Here is a 16077-nt window from a genome sequence, read left to right as displayed (position 1 = left end):
CGGTCAGACCGTCGAGGAACGGCGGATCTCGTCCTCCAGCGCGTTCACGGCCTGCCGGACCCGGATGTTCATCGCCGCCGTGTGCTCCCGCAGTGCCGCTTCGGACTCGGCGCGGTGGCGCCGGACCTCCTGTTCGATGGCGTCCTGGGCGATCTCCAGGTTCGCCATGGCCCGGCGCTCTGCGAGCCGGACCTCCTCGGCGTGGATCTTCACCGCGCTGTTGCTCTCGGTGGTGAGCATCCGGTCGTAGGAGGTTTCGCCGCTCAGGTACTTGACCAGCACGGGGAGCACGTCGAGGAGGACGAACAGCAGGCGGACCAGCCAGATGCCCACGAACAGAACGGGATTCCCGCTCGCGAGTCCGTCGAGCGCCCGGATCCGCTCCAGGACGCCGATCTCCTTCTGCTTGGCGCGCTCCTCGGCCAGCCGGTGCTCGATGGCGTCGGCGCGGGCCTTGAGGAAGGTGCCGCGCGACGAGGCCAGCTCGCTCTCGATCGTCGAGATCCGGTTGTTCATGCCGGCCAGGCGGGTCTCGTTCTCGCTGGTGCGGTGGGTCCTGCGGTAGTCCTGCGCCTTGTCGCGCAGGCGCAGGCACTCGGAGGTCCGCTGGTACAGGCCGGTGGCGGCGACGCGGATCAGCCGTCGGCACTCGTCCCGGACCTCGGAGTCGATGGACTCCAGCCGGGAGGTGTCCCGGTCCACCCGTTTCTGCAGGGCGCCGGCGTCCGAGCGCAGGGCGGTCAGTTCCTCGGCCCGTTCGCCGGGCGTCGCGCCGAAGGACAGGACGTAGGTCCGGTCGCAGCCCTGGGGAGTGACCGCACGCATCGTGGACGGCACGGGGTTGCAACGGACCAGGTTCGTGCGCAACGCGTCGATCGTGCCGCTGCGTTCGTCGGCGACGCGTTCCACGATGGCCGTCTGGAAGATGCGCAGTACCAGCGGCTCGGCGATCACCACGCCGAGCAGAAGGGCGATCAGCAGCCGGGTGACCAGCGGTCCGGTCCGGCGCCGCGTGTTCGGTGCGGGCGTGACCAGCCAGCGGTCGAGGTTGAGTACGACCAGCATCCAGATGGCTGTCGGGACCACGGCCATGAGGGAGAAGCCGCCGAGCGCCTCGGTGGCGAAGTTCCACATGGAGAACGCCGCGATGACGGAGGTGCCGAGCACCACGCCGCCGAGGGCCGTGTACTTGCTGCGCTCGTACCTCACCCTGCCCAGCAGTTCCTCGTCGACGCCGGTCAGGGCACGCAGCCCGCGCCCGACGTCGGCGGCGGAAGGACGACGGTGAAAACGTCCCGCTCCGGTGGTACGACCGGACGTTCTCGGGTGGTTCGTCGGGAAGTCAGTCAACGAGATCGTCCTCGTCCTTGACGAAACCGCCCTGCGGGTCGCGCGCACCGTTGCGGCCCGCCGCCCCGCGGCCGGAGCGCGCCTGGCCCGACTCGACCATGCGGGCCGCGTCGGCGGCGGCTCCCCCGCCGGATCCTCCGGGGCCGCCCATCATCCGCAGCACCTGGTCCAGCATCTGGTGGTGGTCGACGTACTCGCTGCCCGCCGACTGCCGCAGCACGGTCAGCAGCACCTCGCCGAACGTCTGCGCCTCCGCCGTCTCCCTCGTCCGCGCGTGGACCCGGTCGTCCGTATCGGTCCGTCGGCGGTGCGCCGTGTCCTCCTCGGCGATCCGGTGGATACGGGCCGCGACATCGGTGATGTCGATCTCCTGGCGGGCGATCCCGAAGGCGTCCACGTGGTCGGATCCCTGGGCGAGCAGTTCCGCGATCCGGCGCGCGTCCTGGGCCTCGAAGTCACGCCGGCCCCTCCGGAGTTCCCAGGAGCGCCGCTCGTCCCGCAGCTTCTGCTCCCAGACCCGCAGGTCGTCCGAGGCGTAGACCTCGGCGCTGACGAACTCGACGCTCATGCCCGCGACGCGCGGCGGCACGATCGCGCTGTAGGCGGTCATCCGGTGACCGACCTCGTCACGCACCGCGTTGATCTCCTCCACGCGGTGCCCGGCGCTCACCCTCGGCAGATCGCTGTCACCCATCAGGTAGGCGCGCAGCGGGACGGTCACGTCGACGATGCCCTGCCGCGCGACGACCGCCGGGTCGGTCACCTGGCAGGTGAAGGACGCCCGCATCGTGAAGTTGTCCGCCTCACTCAGCGACGGCAGCGGGCGCTCCACGTCGACCAGGCGGGCCCGGGTGTCGACCAGGCTGACCGAGGACGCGTCGAGCACGTCGGCGTGGGACGCGTCGAAGACCATGCCCTCCGGGAAGGTGCGGTAGTTCCCGCCGACCCTGAAGACGTGCACCGCGCCGGGCGGCAGCGGCGGCACGTCCTCGCGGCGACGGCGCCGAGACCACCAGGTGCCCTGGACCGGGGCCAGGATGTGCTCGGCTATGACCGGATAGTTCACTTGCTTCGGCCTCCTTGGGCGGAAGGGAAGGGGACGGTGGGCGACAGGGCCCCGGTGGTGCGCCGCGCGCTCGCCGGGCCGCGCCCGCGCAGTGCTCCGAGGAGCACCTGGGCGAGGTGGCCGGCGCCGGGGATCGCGTAGTCGGGATGTCTCAGGGCGATGGACAGGTGGCGGTGGAGCGCGGCCCACTGCCTCGGGGTGACGGCGGTCCGCAGGACGTCGCCGAGTTCGCCCACCGCGGCGGTGACGGAGGGGTCGTCCCGCAGCTGCACCAGCGTCCGGCACAGCGCGGTCACCGCCCGGCTCCGGTTGCTGCTGTGCAGGACCTCGGCCCACAGCAGGCCGAGGTGCCGGACGCTGTCGGGGACGGTGCGCAGCAGTGCGGCGGCGAGCGGTTCGGCGGCCTCCAGCCGGGTGGCCTCCAGGAGCTGGACGGCGATCCGCAGGGCGACCGACCGCTCCCGTGACTCCGGTGCCGCCCTGGCGATCAGGGTGCGGACGAACCGCAGGATCAGCAGCACGCGTTCGGGATCCTGCTCGGCGGTCTGGAGCAGCAGGACCAGGGACCGCCGGGCGGAGAAGGCGACCCGCTCGCCCCGGTTCGCCAGGAACCACAGCTGCTTGAGCGCCTCCAGACGGTAGAGCGAGCCCAGCCGGCCCGTCAGCGCCATGGCCGCCGTCACGGCCCGCCCGGCGCCGCGGTTGTCCACCCAGCTCAGGACGGTGTTCAGGGCCTGCGGAGCGAGATCCTGGCTGTCGCACATGAACTGGAGTGTCAAAGCGGTGGTCACCCGCTGACTGGTGACGCCGTCGGACCACGCCTTCAACAGGTTCTCGTCGACCTCGACCAGCGCGTACCGGGCCAGGAGGGCGACTCCCCGGGCCACTTCGGTCCGGGTGTCCAGGTCGCCCAGCAGGGCCAGTTCACCCAGCCAGCGGCGCAGCGGGTACCAGAGTTCGTAGCCGTAGAGCTCGTGGAGTTCACCGATGACGAGTTCGCGGACCCGCGGCGAGGTGAAGACCAGGCACCGTTCGGTGCGTCCGCTGTCCCGGCCGGGGCCGAGCCGGTACTCGGTGGTCACGAGTCCCTCGGCCCGTTTCCGCCACCGGGCCCGGGACTGGTCGGTCACCGCGCCGCTCAGCGGTGTTCCGGTCGGGACGTCCGGCTCCGCCACGGGGTCCTCGCCGCTCTGCACCCAGCTGCGCACATGGGCGGCGAGAGCGGCGTACTCCTTCTCGAAGGTCCGCTCGGGGATGCCCTCCAGGAAGGCCAGGGCCGCAAGCGACAGCAGGTCCTCCGCGCCCGGCGGCGTGCGGAACCACTCCCGGACCTGCTCCCTGTGCCGGTCCCGCAGGACGTCCAGCGCCTTCTCGACGCCGTCCCGGGACAGCGCCACGGCCGCGTCGACGACGTCCGCCGGCCTGCGCTGCTCGCCGACGCGGTCCAGCAGCTCCTTCTCGGTGCCGGGGGTGGGGCCGGGCGGTGGCGGGCACGGCAGGAGGTCGCGGCAGTGCCGGAACAGCGCCTCCGGGTCCGGGGCCTGCCACCGCACGCAGTGCTCCCGGAGCGCGAGCCTGCGACGGGTCGAGTCCGACGCCGTGATCACCAGGTACGACCTCTTGCGGCGCAGTTCGGCGCCGAGCCGCCCGATCTCGTACTCCTGTACGGCATCGGCGCCCAGTTCACCGACGTAGCCGAGGATGACGTACCCCTGCCCCGGCTTGAGGTCCTGCGCGGCGGCCAGCTCGGCGAGGGCGTTGGCGGGCGACAGGCTGCGCAGCCGTGCCGTCTCGCCCAGGATCCGCCTGAGCAGGGCGAGGGCGCCCGCGCCCCGGCCGCAGTTCTCCTGCCCGGTCAGGACCACGAAGGCGTTCTCACGCAGCTTGCCGAGTGCCTCGTCGAAGCAGGGCTGCGGCGGGAGGTAGAACCGCAGGGCCCGCTCCGCCTCCTCGGGTTCGATGGTGCCGGTGGCCAGTCCCGGGGACGGGGCGGTGCCGAAGCCGAACGCAGCTCCCGAGGCGTCCACGCCCCCGTAGAAGTTGTTGTTGACGAGCTGGTGCACGAGGCGGAGGTCCTCGTACCCCCGGTCGTCCTCCTCGCGCTCGTCGAGTTCCCTGCGCCGCTCGACGGCCGTGTCCCGTACGGAGTCCGCGCCGGGCCCCTCCGTTGCGGTTCCCGGTGCGGTGCCGCCCGCGCTCTCCTCGGCGGGCGGCACCACCTCCGCGTCAGGAGCGGGGGCGGGCGGTACAACAGCCCCGTCCTCCGGGCCGGAGGTGTCAGCCACCGGCACTCCCGAAGCCGAAGACGGCGCCCCGGGCGTCCACGGACCCGGCCACGTTGGTGACGTTGATCCGCTCCGCCCGGTACGCGTGCGAGGCACCGGTTCCCGCCCCGTCGCCCGCCACGCCCGCGGCGGCCGGCCCCGACCGGTCCGCCGCGGGCTCCCCCGGCACCGGAGCCACGGGCATCTCCGTCTCCGCGGCTCCGGGGTCATGTGCGGCACGTGCCGCGGTACCGAGCGCGGGCACCCGCAGCCAGGCCGACGCCTCGTACTCCTTCACGCGCACGGTGACGTGGGTGAAGTCGGCGGCGGACAGGGTGGTGTGACCGCCCGCCACCGTGGACCGGAAGAAGTCCTCGGACAGCAGCTGCACCAGGTCGGCGCCGGGGTTCGCGGCCAGGGCGTCGTAGAGCTGCTGCGCGCTCAGCAGCCGGGCCGTGGCCACCACGGCCGAACCCGCGAAGCCGTTTTCGGCCAGCTCCACCAGTCCCTGGTGGAGCACGGCCCGCAACCGCATCCGCGCCTCGGGCACCCGCTGCGCGTTGTACTCGCGCAGCTCGGCCACGAGATGGCGGATGTAGTCGTCCGCCAGCCGCGGCTCAGTACCGTCCAGGGGACGCACCGCGAGCTGTTCGTCGCCCTTGCGCTGGATCTGCCACCGCGCACGGTCCATACCGGCGCCCCTGGCGGCCCGGTCGAGCAGGCGCGGCAGGTCGTGCTGGATCTCGGACTGCCTACGGTCGTTCTTGCTGCCGTAGGACTGCGCGTCCACGGCTATACAGGCGCAATGACGGAACCCGGACCACTCAAGCACCGGATCATTCCTCTCTGGGCAGGGCGTGGGCGGACACCGCCCACTAAGTGCTGCTCAGAGAGGCTAGGAGAGCGTTCGCGAGGTGATCCCGTATCAATACGGGTTGTCGGCAACAACTTTGGCGAATTCGAGCAGTTTCGGAACGTCACAGATGGTTATGTTTCGGTAACTGCGCTCCACCAGTCCCATGGCCGCCAGTTCGGCCAGGCGCTTTTCGGCCGTGTTGAGTCGGAGGCCGGCGAGTGACGCCAGTTCGTTCTGGGTGAGCGTCACGCCGAGGTCGCACCGTTTGCGGTCGCCGTCCGGCGCGGGCTGCGCATAGGCCTGGCTCAGTTCGGCGAGGACCCGGGCGAGGCGGAGCAGCGAGTCGTACGCCTGGAAGTCGATCCGGCGACGGTTGGCCCAGCGCAGCCGGGCCGACAGCATGTGAAGGATCGCCCGCATCGCGTCCGGATGCCCGGTGAGGAAGGTCTCCAGGGCCTTGACCTGGATGATCCGGGCGGTCACATCGCTGCACGCCACCACCGTGCCGGATCGGGGGCGCTCCTCGAAGGCCGCCATCTCACCGACCAGCTCGCCCGCTATGCGGACCGCGAGCAGCATGTCGTAACCGCTCTCCGAGCTGGCCACCACCTTCACCACACCGTCGGTGATCAGCAGGACGTGCCTGCTCTCGTCGCCCTGCTGCAGCAGGGCGCGATGCGGCGGATAGGTCATCGGAGTGCCCTGCGCGAGCAACTCTTCGCGGGTCGCTTTTCGCAACCGACCGAGAAAGGTGGACGGCGCCCACGCATTGTTCACCAGCACCCCCGACGTTCTCCCTCGCGGCGCCCCCCGCCGCCCAGGTGACAGACCATGCTGCCGTCGAGTGGGGTACAGGCAAACAGAGAAGACAGCATGTGGCCTGTTTTCTCTCTCCGCAGCCGGAATTGACCGAGTGAGTGTTCTTTCATGGAACATTCGTTTGGACAATTCCGGTCGCCCCGGTTTTTTCTGAAGCCGCAAGCCGCCCGCTTCCGTTCATTCGTCCTGAGTGACGGCCGCCTCCGCCCACACCGTCTTGCCCACCGGCTGCCGGAGCACGCAGCCCCACCGCACCGCCACGGCGTCCACCAGGAGCAGGCCGCGCCCCGACTCAGCGTCGGGGGCGGACCGGGGCGCGGAGGCAGGTGGCCGCCTCTCAGCCGCGGCGTCCGCGACCTCGACCCGGACCAGGGCCGCGGCCACGTCGCGGACCAGCCGGAGACCGAAGGTGTGCCCCGGCACCCGGCCGTGCCGCACCGCGTTGGCGGCGAGTTCGGCGACGACGAGAGCGACCGCGCACGACGCGTCGGACTCGGCGGGGAACCCCCACTCCGCCATCCGTCGCACGGCATGGTGCCGGGCGTGCCGCGCCCCTCGCGCCGAGGACGCGAACTGCACGCTCCCCCGTGGTTCCTTGGGTTCCTTCTCCGATGTGACCGCTTCTGTCAGCACAGCGCGCCCGTCCTTGCCTGTACGCGAGTCGTTACGTTCTGTACTCAAGGGTCGTCACGGCGCCCTAGGCTTGGAAGGTGACACAGCCTTACTTCTCTGTTCGTAAGGGACGGAAGTGACGCCTTGGCCAACGGAATTGACTCCAGTACGTCGATGGCGGCGCTGTTCGGCGCACGGGTACGGAGACTCCGCGTCGCCGCCGGACTGACCCAGGCCGAACTCGGCGCCGCCGTGCACGTGGTGAGCACCCGGATCACCCAGATCGAACGGGCCTCGGGAGCGAAGCCGACGCTCGAACTGGCGCGGGCGCTGGACGCGGTCCTGGGCGCCGACGACCTGCTGGTGGAGCTGTGGCCGTACGTGTACCGGGAGGCGTTCCCGGACTGGTCGCGGAAGTTCATGGCGTATTCGGAGCGGGCGGTGGTCATCCGGCAGTACGCGGCGCACGTGGTGCCAGGCCTGTTGCAAACGGAGGATTACGCGCGGGCGGTGCTGAGTCTGGACGCGCTTCTCGACGGCGAAGAACAGTTGGAGGAGCGCGTCACGGCCCGAATGGCCCGGCAGGAGCGTCTGAGTTCGCTCGATCGACCGGAGTTGTGCGCGATTCTGGACGAGGCGGTACTGAGGCGCCCCATCGGCAGTCCCGGCGTGATGCGACAGCAGTTGACGCGCCTGATCGATGCCGCAGCGGAGCGCCACATCACCGTCCAGGTGCTGCCGTTCGACCAAGGCGGCCACGAAGCGATGGGCGGCTCGCTGACCATCCTGACTCTGCCGGACGGCTCGGAAGTGGCCTACACGGAAGGCTCCGACTACGGCCAACTCATCGAAGAACCGGCCAATGTCCGTCGATACAAGGTGATTTACGATCGGCTGCGGGCGGCAGCGCTGCCCCCACTCATGTCGCTGAACATGATCCGGTCCACCGTGGAGGGCAATTACCGTGGCGCGAATCTCCCGTCCCGATCTGAACGGCGTCGACTGGCGCAGGAGCAGCTACAGCAATCAAGCGGGGGGCGACTGCGTGGAGGTGGCCGACGGGTTCCCCGGCGCCGTCCCCGTCCGTGACAGCAAGGTCCCGCACGGTCCGGCTCTGTGCTTCGACGCCACCGCCTGGGCCGCTTTCATAGGCGGGTTGAAGGGCTGAGGGCCGCCGCCCCGGGCTCGCCGAACCCTTGTCCGCGAGGGTCCGGTGGGCCGCTGACCTCCCCAAAGAACCGGGGGAAAGAACTACCCGCCCACCCACCCTCCCCGGCCGCACGGCCCGCGTCACCCGTCCGGGTGACCGGCTTGCAGGGGCGGGACACGGACCGTTACGTTCGCCGCGACAACCGCACACAGACGACGGCCCCCGGCCGGGACTGGCATCCCGAACGAGGGCCTGACCGATCAGGAAGTGAACACCTTCCCGATGGCTGACCCGCAGTCTAACGCGCCCTCGCGCGCCTGCGCCGGACTCCCGACCTCCGGCGTGATCCACGTCCGCACCCGGCTCTCCGCCGACTTCACCGTGATCTCCAACGCCCTCGCCCAACGGCCCGGCAGCGCGGTCACGGTGGGCGTCGCGCTGTACGTCCTCTCCCTGCCCGACGGCGCCCCGGTGAGCATCGCCGCCCTGTGCCGTCACTTCACCGAGGGCGAGATCCTGATCTCCCGGGCCCTCAGGGAACTGGAAGCGGACGGCTACCTGGAACGCCGCCGCGAGCGAACGCCCACCGGCCAGATCCGCACCCGGACGTACTTCTACGACGTCCCCGGCGGCGATCCCGCCCCTCCCGAACCGCCGAAGCCGCGGCGCCCCCGGAAGCCACCCGCCGCCCGACCAGTCGTACCGGTGTCCGAAGCAGTACAGGAAGCGGTGCGAGCACCCGTACCGGCGAAGGCAGAGGCACCGGTTCCGCTCGCCGACGCCGACCCCAAGGCCGTCTCCGTACTCGCCGGCCTGCGCCGGATCGACCCCCGCCTCACCCTCTCCGAGCGGGATGCCGTCCGCCTCGCCCCGGCCGTCAGCCGCTGGCTCGCGGCGGGCGTGCAGCCCACACAGATCGTCGACCACCTCACCGCAGGCCTCCCGGCCCACCTCCTGACCCGCCCGGCCGGCATCCTCGCCTACCGACTCAAGGAGACCCCCCTGCAAGCACCGGCGAGCATCACGGCGCCGCCGACCGCCCGAACCGTCGTACCCATGTGGAACTGCGACGGCTGCGACCGAGGCTTCCGCGCACCGGAACCCGGCCACTGCCGGGACTGCCGACACCAGGGCCGGCACCTCTCCGACGTCGCCTGAGCCAGTGGCCCTGAGTGGGGCCCGTCAGTTGTTCCAGCTCTCGTCATACGGGTCGGCGGGGACCGGGATCGGTTTGGCCTGGGTGACCTTGAGGTAGGGGATCGGGCCGTTGTTCACCGGGTCGTGGGTCACGCGGGCGGTGTAGGTGCCCGTCACCTGGAGCCAGGCGTCCGGCTGGAGGACCGGGGGGATCTTGCCGGTCAGGGCCACCTTCACCGGCTGGGCGTCCGCCGCACAGCAGTTGAGGGCCATGCGGACCAGGTAGGGGGCGCCGCTCTTGTCCAGGGCCACGAAACCCGCGAAGCGCACGCTCCTGCCGCCGAAGGAACGGCCGTGGTCGTAGACCGCCCGTCCCGCGTAGTCGACCAGGTTCAGGGGGATGGGGTCCGACTTCGGCAACTTCATGTAGCCGTAGGGCTGTTGCAGGGCCGTACCGGCGCGCACCGCGCTGTAGGAGCCGAGGGCGGGCGGGGCGACGAGGATCAGGGCGAGGAGGGGGAGGACCAGGAGCCAGGAGATGCGCGGCTCGCGGTGAGCGTGGTCCTGGGTGGGCTTGGTGCGGGTTCGGGCTCGCCACTCGTACCACGCCGTCGCCAGCGCCGCGACGATCAGGACCGCGCCCGCCGCCAGGATCAGCGGTTGCAGGCCCGCCTTGACGTAGCGCAGGTACAGGTTGGTCATGCCCGCGTGCAGGAGGGCCGCCCCGACCAGGAACAGCACCGCCGCCTGAGCCTGCCGGTTCACAGCAGCACCGCCCCGGTGACCAGCGCGCCCGCGATGGCGGCGACGAACGTGGCGGGGGCGAAGCGCAGGGCGAAGCCGCGGCCGAAGGTGCCCGCCTGCATGGCGAAGAGTTTCAGGTCGATCATCGGGCCCACGATCAGGAACGCCAGCTTGGCGGTGAGGGAGAACTGGGTCAGGGAGGCCGCCACGAACGCGTCCGCCTCGGAGCAGATGGACAGCAGCACCGCCAGGATGGACAGCGCGAGGATCGCCACCACCGGGTTGGCGGCCGCCGTGCGCAGCCACTCCGCCGGTGCCACCGCCTTCAGCGTCGCCGCGGCCATCGCACCGAGCACCAGGAACCCGCCCGCGTGCACGGTGTCGTGGCGGACCGAGGACCAGAACGCCTCCATCTTCGTCTCGCCCTCGTGGTGCGCGTGCGCGGGCGGCCGCAGCCAGTCGGTGCGGCCAACCCGCTGCCACAGCCAGCCCATGACGCACGCGACCAGCAGGCTGCCGGCGAACCGGGCCAGCACCATCTCGGGGTTGCGGGGGAACGCCACCGCCGTCGCCGTCAGCACGATCGGGTTGATCGCCGGGGCGGAGAGGAGAAAGGCGATCGCCGCGGCCGGAGTGACGCCCCGGCGGACCAGGGCACCCGCCACCGGGACCGACGCGCACTCGCAGCCCGGCAGGATCGCACCGGCCAGGCCCGCGACCGGAACCGCGAGGGCGGGGCGGCCGGGCAGGGCGCGGGCGAAGAAGGACGGCGGCACGAACACCGCGAGGGCCGCGGAGAGCAGGACGCCGAGGACGAGGAAGGGGAGCGCCTGGACGACCACCGCCACGAACACCGTCATCCAGCTCTGCATCACCGGCTTCGCCAGCGCACCGCGCACCGGCCCCTGGAAGACCACGACCAGGAGCAGCACCAGGGTCAGGACGAGGGGGGAGTTGAGGTGCCAGCCCTCCTGCTCGGAACGGCCGGGGCGACCGGCACGGCCGGGGGGCTCGTCGTGGGCGGCGGCCGACCCGGGCGGGGCGGCTTTCTCGGTGATGGCCACGGGACGGATACCTCCGGCACTTCGGTCAGATCCGGGATGATGCTCCCTCCCCCTCCCTACGGGAGGCCGGGGGCGGCTGTTCACTTCGTTGCTGGAACCATGCGTCCCGTTGAGGCAGTCTTTTCCCTCGTGGCGAGCGTTCCGTATCAAGGTGGTGGGGGTCCGGCACCCATGGTGGTGTGCGGGGACGACGGGCTCGCGCACCGGCTGGCCGCCGAGTTGCGCACGGTGTACGGCGAACAGGTCACCCTGGTCGTGCCGCCGAACGGCCGCACCGCCCGGCCGCCGGTCGTCGGACGGGCCCGCGCCGCCTCCGCCGCGCTGATCGACCGGGTGGTGAGCGCCGCCGTCGGACGGGCGACCGCCAACGGCACCGGCAGCACCGGCAACGGGGGGAACGGCGGCGGCAACGGCGGGTCCGGGAGCACCGGCGGTTCCGGAGCGGTCGCCGGGGAAGGGCCGCGCGGGGAACGGGTGTTGGAGGCCCTCGAAGCCACCGAGTCCGTGCTCGCCGAGGCGGGCGTGGAGCGGGCCCGCGCGCTCGCCCTCGTCTACGACGACGACGAGACCAACATCCGCGCCGCCCTCACCGCCCGTCGGCTCAACCCCAGGCTGCGCCTGGTCCTGCGGCTCTACAACCGGCGGCTCGGCCAGCACATCGAGGAACTCCTCGACCAGGCCGCCACGTTGGCGGTCGGGGACGCGGACGGCGAGGCCGGGGACGCGGCCACGATCGTGCTTTCCGACGCCGACACCGCGGCCCCCGCGCTCGCCGCCACCGCGCTCGCCGGGCACGGCAAGGTCATCCAGACGGACGGACTGGTCCTGCGGGCGGTGGAACTGCCGCCCGGTTCCGGGGCCGACCGGCGGGACGCCGACCTGGGGCTGTTCCCGCTGGCGTTGCTCTCCGCGAACAGCACCGGTCCGCTGCCGTCGGGGCCGTCCGGGGGCGGCGCCGACCAGGGGCCCCGGCTGCTGCCCGACGAGGCGGAGGTACGGGCCGCGGACGGCCGGGGCGTGCTGGTGCTCGAACAGGTGTCGTCGTCCGCGGGGGCGGCGGCGCCCGGCGGCCGGGGGCGCGGCAACGGCGTCGGGGCCGACGTCGTACCGGCGCTCGCCTCCCTGTTCTCACGGCGGCTCAGGTGGTCGCTGGCCGGACTCGTGGGGTGTGTGGTCGCGCTCGCGGTCGCGCTGTCGATCGTGACGGGCATCCATCCGGTACGGGCCTTCTACTACACGCTCCTCGACCTGTTCGCCATCGACAATCCCGCGATCGGGGAGTCGCTCGGGCGGCAGATCCTGCAACTGCTGTCGGGGTTGATGGGGTTGCTGCTGCTGCCGGTGCTGCTGGCGGCGGTGCTCGAAGCGCTCGGCACGTTCCGGACCGCGTCCGCGTTGCGGAAGCCGCCGCGCGGGCTGAGCGGGCACGTGGTGCTGCTGGGGCTGGGGAAGATCGGGACGCGGGTGCTGACCCGGCTGCACGAACTGCACGTCCCGGTGGTGTGCGTGGAGTCCGATCCCGACGCGCGCGGCCTGGCGGTGGCGCGCCGGCTGCGGGTGCCGGTGGTGCTCGGGGACGTCACCCAGGAGGGGGTCCTGGAGGCCGCCAAGATCCATCGGGCTCAGGCGCTGCTCGCGGTGACCAGCGCGGACACCACGAACCTGGAGGCCGTGCTGTACGCGCGGTCCGTACGGCCGGACCTGAAGGCCGTGCTGCGGCTGTACGACGACGACTTCGCGACCGCCGTGTACCGGACGTTGCGGACGGCGCACCCGCGGGCGATCACCCGGAGCCGGAGTGTGTCGTATCTGGCGGCGCCGTCCTTCGCCGGGGCGATGCTCGGGCGGCAGGTCCTCGGGGCGATCGCGGTGGAGCGGAAGGTGTTGCTGGTGGCGGTGCTGGGGGTGAGTGGGCATCCGCAGTTGGAGGGGCGGACCGTGGCGGGGGCGTTTCGGGCGGGGGCGTGGCGGGTGCTGGGGTTGGAGGGGCGGGCGGGGGTTGCGGACGGGGGGTATGTGATGCGGGGCGGGGATCGGGTGGTGGTGGCCGCTACTCGCCGGGGGTTGGCGGAGTTGTCCGGCCGGGTGCCGCCCACCCACCCGCCCGACTCGCTCGGTTGAGAGGTGGGGGTGGGTGGGCGGGCGTTGGCGGATGGCTGCGGGTGAGTGGGGGCTGAGCGCGCAGTTCCTCCCCCAGCCTTCGGCCGGGGGTACCCCCAGCGCCCCTAAAAGGGGCGCTTCGGGCGGCGTGGGTCTAGAGGGGGGCCTCCGCCTTCTCCTTCAGGTGGCGTTGCGCGAACTCCATCTCCAGCCTCAGTTGCTTGATGCGCTCGTCCACCACCAGGGAGCCGTGGCCCGCGTCGTAGCGGTAGACCTCGTGGGGGGCCGAGCGGGCTGCCAGGCGGGTCACGTAGTTGTCGATCTGGCGGATGGGGCAGCGGGGGTCGTTGAGACCGGCCGAGATGTAGACGGGGGCCTTCACGTCGTCGACGTACGTCAGGGGCGAGGACGCGGCGAAGCGGTCCGGGACCTCCTCCGGGGTGCCGCCGAGCAGCGTGCGGTCCATCGCCTTCAGTGACTCCATCTCGTCGTGGTACGCCGTGACGTAGTCGGCGACCGGGACGACGGCGATGCCCACCGCCCAGGACGCGGGCTGGGTGCCGAGGCCGAGGAGGGTGAGGTACCCGCCCCAGGAGCCGCCGGTCAGGATCAGCCGGTCCGGGTCGGCGAGACCGGACTCGACCGCCCAGTCCCGTACCGCGGCGACGTCCTCCAGCTCGATCAGGCCCACCCGGTGCTTCAGGGCGTCCGTCCAGGCGCGGCCGTAGCCCGTGGAGCCCCGGTAGTTGATGCGGACCACCGCGTAGCCGTGGTCCACCCAGGCCGCCGGGCCCGCCGCGAAGCTGTCGCTGTCGTGCCAGGTCGGACCGCCGTGCAGGTCGAACACCGTGGGGAGCGGGCCGACGGCACCGGCCGGCTTCTGGATCAGGGCGTGGATGGGACCGCCCGGCCCCTCCACCCACGCGTCCGAGACCGGGACGGACGGGGGGCACTTCATACCGGGCGGGTCCAGGACGACCTCGCCCGTCGTGGAGCGGACCACCGGCGGCTCGGCGGCCGACGACCAGAGGTACTCGACCGTGCCGTCCGGGCGGGCCGTGGCCCCGGAGACCGTTCCCGGCGGGGTGGGGATCCGGGTCAGTTCCTGCGTGCCGAGGTCGTAGCGGAACAGTTCGCTGCGGGCCTTGTGGCTGTGCGCGATCAGCAGCGCGCTGCCGTCCGGGTACCACTCGGCGCTCACGTCACCGGGCAGGTCCAGGATCAGGTCTGTCTGCTCGCCGGTCACGACGTCCCAGACCAGCGGCTCCCAGCGGCCCCGCCGCTGATGGCCGATGAGCAGCCGCGGATCGCCCTCGACCGGGGCGAAGCCCAGCACCTCCAGGCCCAGTTCCTCGGCGCCGCCCCGGGTGTCGTCCAGCTCCGCGACGGTCGTGCCGTCGGGGCGGAGCACGCGCAGCGCCGAGTGCATCGCGTCACCGTGCTCGGTGTGCTCGATCGCGAGCAGCGACCCGTCGTGGGAGAGGTCTCCGACGCCCGCCGACTCGGCGTGCCGGTAGATCTCCGACGGCTCCTCGCCCGTCCTGACCAGGTAGATCGTCGTACCCTCGGCATCCGTCGAGCGGCCCACGACGGCTGTGCGGCCGTCCCGGCCGAGGGCCAGGCCCGAGGGGTACGACGGCTCCAGGCCCGGCGCCGCCTCCTCGTCCGCGCCGCCCTCGAAGGGCTGGCGGCGCCAGACGCCGAACTCGTCGCCGTCCTTGTCGTCGAACCACCAGATCCACGCGCCGTCCGGGGAGAGCAGCCCGTCCGTCGTGCCGTTCGGCCGGTTCGTCGCCTGGCGCTGCTCCCCGCTCGCGCGGTCCCAGGCGTACAGCTCGTACGTCCCCGTCGCGTTCGACACGAACAGGGAACGGTCGGGGGCGTCCTCCGCCCAGTCCGGCAGGGAGACCCGAGGGGCGCGGAAGCGCTTCTCCCAGTCCGGCATGTCGCTCTCACTCATGGCCGCAGTCATGGCCCCATAGTGCCTGCCCCCGCCCACAATGCGCTGCTCTCGCCCTCAGCCTGTGGATAACTTTGCGCGCGCCGACCCCCACTCCCATCCCCCCGCAAAGCGCCCCGTACCGTGGACAGGGTGTACCGGTTCCTGCTGACACCCCGCTGGTGGGGCATCAACGTCTTCGTGCTGCTCGCCATCCCGTTCTGCATCTTCATGGGGTCGTGGCAGCTGAGCCGCTTCGAGGCGCGGGTGGAAGCGCACCGCACCGCCGACGAGCAGGTCGTGACGGCCAGGACGGAAGCGGCCCGGCCGCTGGCCGACCTGCTCCCCGTCGACCAGTCCACCTCCGGCAAGCGGGCCACCGTCAGCGGCCGGTACGCCAAGCAGCTGCTGGTGCCCGACCGGCAGCTCGACGGCCGTGCCGGCTACTACGTGCTGACCCTGCTGCGCACCGACTCCGGCAGGGCCCTGCCCGTGGTGCGCGGCTGGCTGCCCGGCAAGGCCGACGCCGCCGAGGCGCCCGCCCCGCCCACCGGCGAGGTCACCGTCACCGGCGCGCTCCAGGCCTCCGAGACACCGGGGGACAACGGCGTCAGCGCCCAGGGCGGCCTGCCGTCCGGGCAGACGGCGGCGATCAGCGCGGCCTCCCTGGTGAACCTGGTGCCGTACCCGGTGTACGACGCGTGGATCACCCTGGACAAGGCCGACGCGGGGATGACGGCCGTACCGGCGACCGCGCCGGACAACTCGGGGCTCGACCTGAAGGCGTTCCAGAACCTCGGCTACACCGGTGAGTGGTTCGTCTTCGCGGGGTTCGTGGTGTTCATGTGGTTCCGGCTGCTGCGCCGGGAGGCGGAGTTCGCCCGGGACGCGGAGCTCGGGCTGATCCCGGAAGACGAGGCGCAGCAGCCGACGGCCACGGTCTGACCGGCCCCGGTACGGACGTCCGGGGCCTCGG

14 protein-coding genes are annotated in these 16077 nt (G+C 72.0%); 5 read left to right on the top strand and 9 right to left on the bottom strand.

Annotation, left to right across the window (positions count from 1 at the left end):
- Nucleotides 1–3: 3 nt before the first annotated feature.
- From ACZ3KP_RS33155 to ACZ3KP_RS33130, 6 genes are all read right to left on the bottom strand, one after another.
- Nucleotides 4–1350: a DUF4407 domain-containing protein gene (locus tag ACZ3KP_RS33155; RefSeq protein WP_467504019.1), complete on the bottom strand. Its 1347-nt coding sequence runs from the start codon at nucleotides 1348–1350 to the stop codon at nucleotides 4–6.
- Nucleotides 1343–2416: a hypothetical protein gene (locus tag ACZ3KP_RS33150; RefSeq protein WP_467504017.1), complete on the bottom strand. Its 1074-nt coding sequence runs from the start codon at nucleotides 2414–2416 to the stop codon at nucleotides 1343–1345. Before ACZ3KP_RS33150 ends, ACZ3KP_RS33155 begins: the two co-directional genes overlap by 8 nt.
- Complete coding sequence (locus ACZ3KP_RS33145) at nucleotides 2413–4701, bottom strand: hypothetical protein (protein WP_467504015.1); 2289 nt, start codon at nucleotides 4699–4701, stop codon at nucleotides 2413–2415. The genes ACZ3KP_RS33150 and ACZ3KP_RS33145 overlap by 4 nt, the downstream gene beginning before the upstream one ends.
- The gene (locus ACZ3KP_RS33140) at nucleotides 4694–5470 is read right to left on the bottom strand and encodes a hypothetical protein (RefSeq protein ID WP_467504014.1); all 777 of its coding nucleotides are present in this window, start codon (nucleotides 5468–5470) and stop codon (nucleotides 4694–4696) included. Before ACZ3KP_RS33140 ends, ACZ3KP_RS33145 begins: the two co-directional genes overlap by 8 nt.
- Nucleotides 5471–5605: 135 nt before the next feature.
- Nucleotides 5606–6319, bottom strand: coding sequence for a Crp/Fnr family transcriptional regulator (locus tag ACZ3KP_RS33135; RefSeq protein ID WP_467504012.1), 714 nt, complete (start codon nucleotides 6317–6319; stop codon nucleotides 5606–5608).
- 213 nt (nucleotides 6320–6532) lie between these two features.
- Nucleotides 6533–6988 carry an ATP-binding protein gene (locus ACZ3KP_RS33130; RefSeq protein ID WP_467504010.1) on the bottom strand — a complete coding sequence of 152 codons (456 nt, stop codon included), beginning with the start codon at nucleotides 6986–6988 and terminating at the stop codon, nucleotides 6533–6535.
- 153 nt (nucleotides 6989–7141) lie between these two features.
- On the opposite strand from ACZ3KP_RS33130, the gene ACZ3KP_RS33125 reads away from it, so the two are divergent.
- The 3 genes from ACZ3KP_RS33125 to ACZ3KP_RS33115 all read left to right on the top strand — a co-directional run bounded on the left by ACZ3KP_RS33125 (nucleotide 7142) and on the right by ACZ3KP_RS33115 (nucleotide 9275).
- Nucleotides 7142–8056, top strand: coding sequence for a helix-turn-helix domain-containing protein (locus ACZ3KP_RS33125; protein WP_467504008.1), 915 nt, complete (start codon nucleotides 7142–7144; stop codon nucleotides 8054–8056).
- The gene (locus ACZ3KP_RS33120) at nucleotides 8013–8135 is read left to right on the top strand and encodes a DUF397 domain-containing protein (RefSeq protein WP_467504007.1); all 123 of its coding nucleotides are present in this window, start codon (nucleotides 8013–8015) and stop codon (nucleotides 8133–8135) included. The genes ACZ3KP_RS33125 and ACZ3KP_RS33120 overlap by 44 nt, the downstream gene beginning before the upstream one ends.
- 264 nt (nucleotides 8136–8399) lie before the next feature.
- The gene (locus tag ACZ3KP_RS33115; protein ID WP_467504006.1) at nucleotides 8400–9275 is read left to right on the top strand and encodes a hypothetical protein; all 876 of its coding nucleotides are present in this window, start codon (nucleotides 8400–8402) and stop codon (nucleotides 9273–9275) included.
- A gap of 24 nt (nucleotides 9276–9299) precedes the next feature.
- Here ACZ3KP_RS33115 and ACZ3KP_RS33110 read toward each other — a convergent pair whose 3' ends face one another.
- Both ACZ3KP_RS33110 and ACZ3KP_RS33105 read right to left on the bottom strand, forming a co-directional pair.
- Nucleotides 9300–10019 (bottom strand): TIGR03943 family putative permease subunit, encoded by a 720-nt coding sequence (locus tag ACZ3KP_RS33110; RefSeq protein ID WP_467504004.1) that lies wholly within the window; start codon nucleotides 10017–10019, stop codon nucleotides 9300–9302.
- Entirely contained in the window at nucleotides 10016–11062 is a 1047-nt protein-coding gene (locus ACZ3KP_RS33105; protein WP_467504002.1) for a permease, read from the bottom strand. The genes ACZ3KP_RS33110 and ACZ3KP_RS33105 overlap by 4 nt, the downstream gene beginning before the upstream one ends.
- 171 nt (nucleotides 11063–11233) lie before the next feature.
- Here ACZ3KP_RS33105 and ACZ3KP_RS33100 point away from each other — a divergent pair, with 171 nt between their 5' ends.
- Nucleotides 11234–13183, top strand: coding sequence for an NAD-binding protein (locus tag ACZ3KP_RS33100; RefSeq protein WP_467504000.1), 1950 nt, complete (start codon nucleotides 11234–11236; stop codon nucleotides 13181–13183).
- Between the two features lie 133 nt (nucleotides 13184–13316).
- On the opposite strand, the gene ACZ3KP_RS33095 is transcribed toward ACZ3KP_RS33100, so the two are convergent.
- Nucleotides 13317–15134 (bottom strand): S9 family peptidase, encoded by a 1818-nt coding sequence (locus ACZ3KP_RS33095; RefSeq protein ID WP_467503998.1) that lies wholly within the window; start codon nucleotides 15132–15134, stop codon nucleotides 13317–13319.
- Nucleotides 15135–15254: 120 nt separating this feature from the next.
- Between ACZ3KP_RS33095 and ACZ3KP_RS33090 the strand changes: the two genes are divergently transcribed.
- Nucleotides 15255–16046: an SURF1 family protein gene (locus ACZ3KP_RS33090; protein WP_467503996.1), complete on the top strand. Its 792-nt coding sequence runs from the start codon at nucleotides 15255–15257 to the stop codon at nucleotides 16044–16046.
- The last annotated feature ends 31 nt before the right edge of the window (nucleotides 16047–16077 follow it).

Source organism: Streptomyces sp. NPDC020958, from assembly GCF_055562175.1.
This window is presented reverse-complemented; position numbering and strand designations above follow the sequence as displayed.

What these genes read in the sequence shown, in the direction of transcription:
- ACZ3KP_RS33125 (WP_467504008.1), top strand. Translation starts at nt 7,142, where the DNA reads ATGGCGGCGCTGTTCGGCGCACGGGTACGGAGACTCCGCGTCGCCGCC.
- ACZ3KP_RS33115 (WP_467504006.1), top strand. Translation starts at nt 8,400, where the DNA reads ATGGCTGACCCGCAGTCTAACGCGCCCTCGCGCGCCTGCGCCGGACTC.
- ACZ3KP_RS33100 (WP_467504000.1), top strand. Translation starts at nt 11,234, where the DNA reads ATGGTGGTGTGCGGGGACGACGGGCTCGCGCACCGGCTGGCCGCCGAG.
- ACZ3KP_RS33095 (WP_467503998.1), bottom strand. Translation starts at nt 15,134, where the DNA reads ATGACTGCGGCCATGAGTGAGAGCGACATGCCGGACTGGGAGAAGCGC.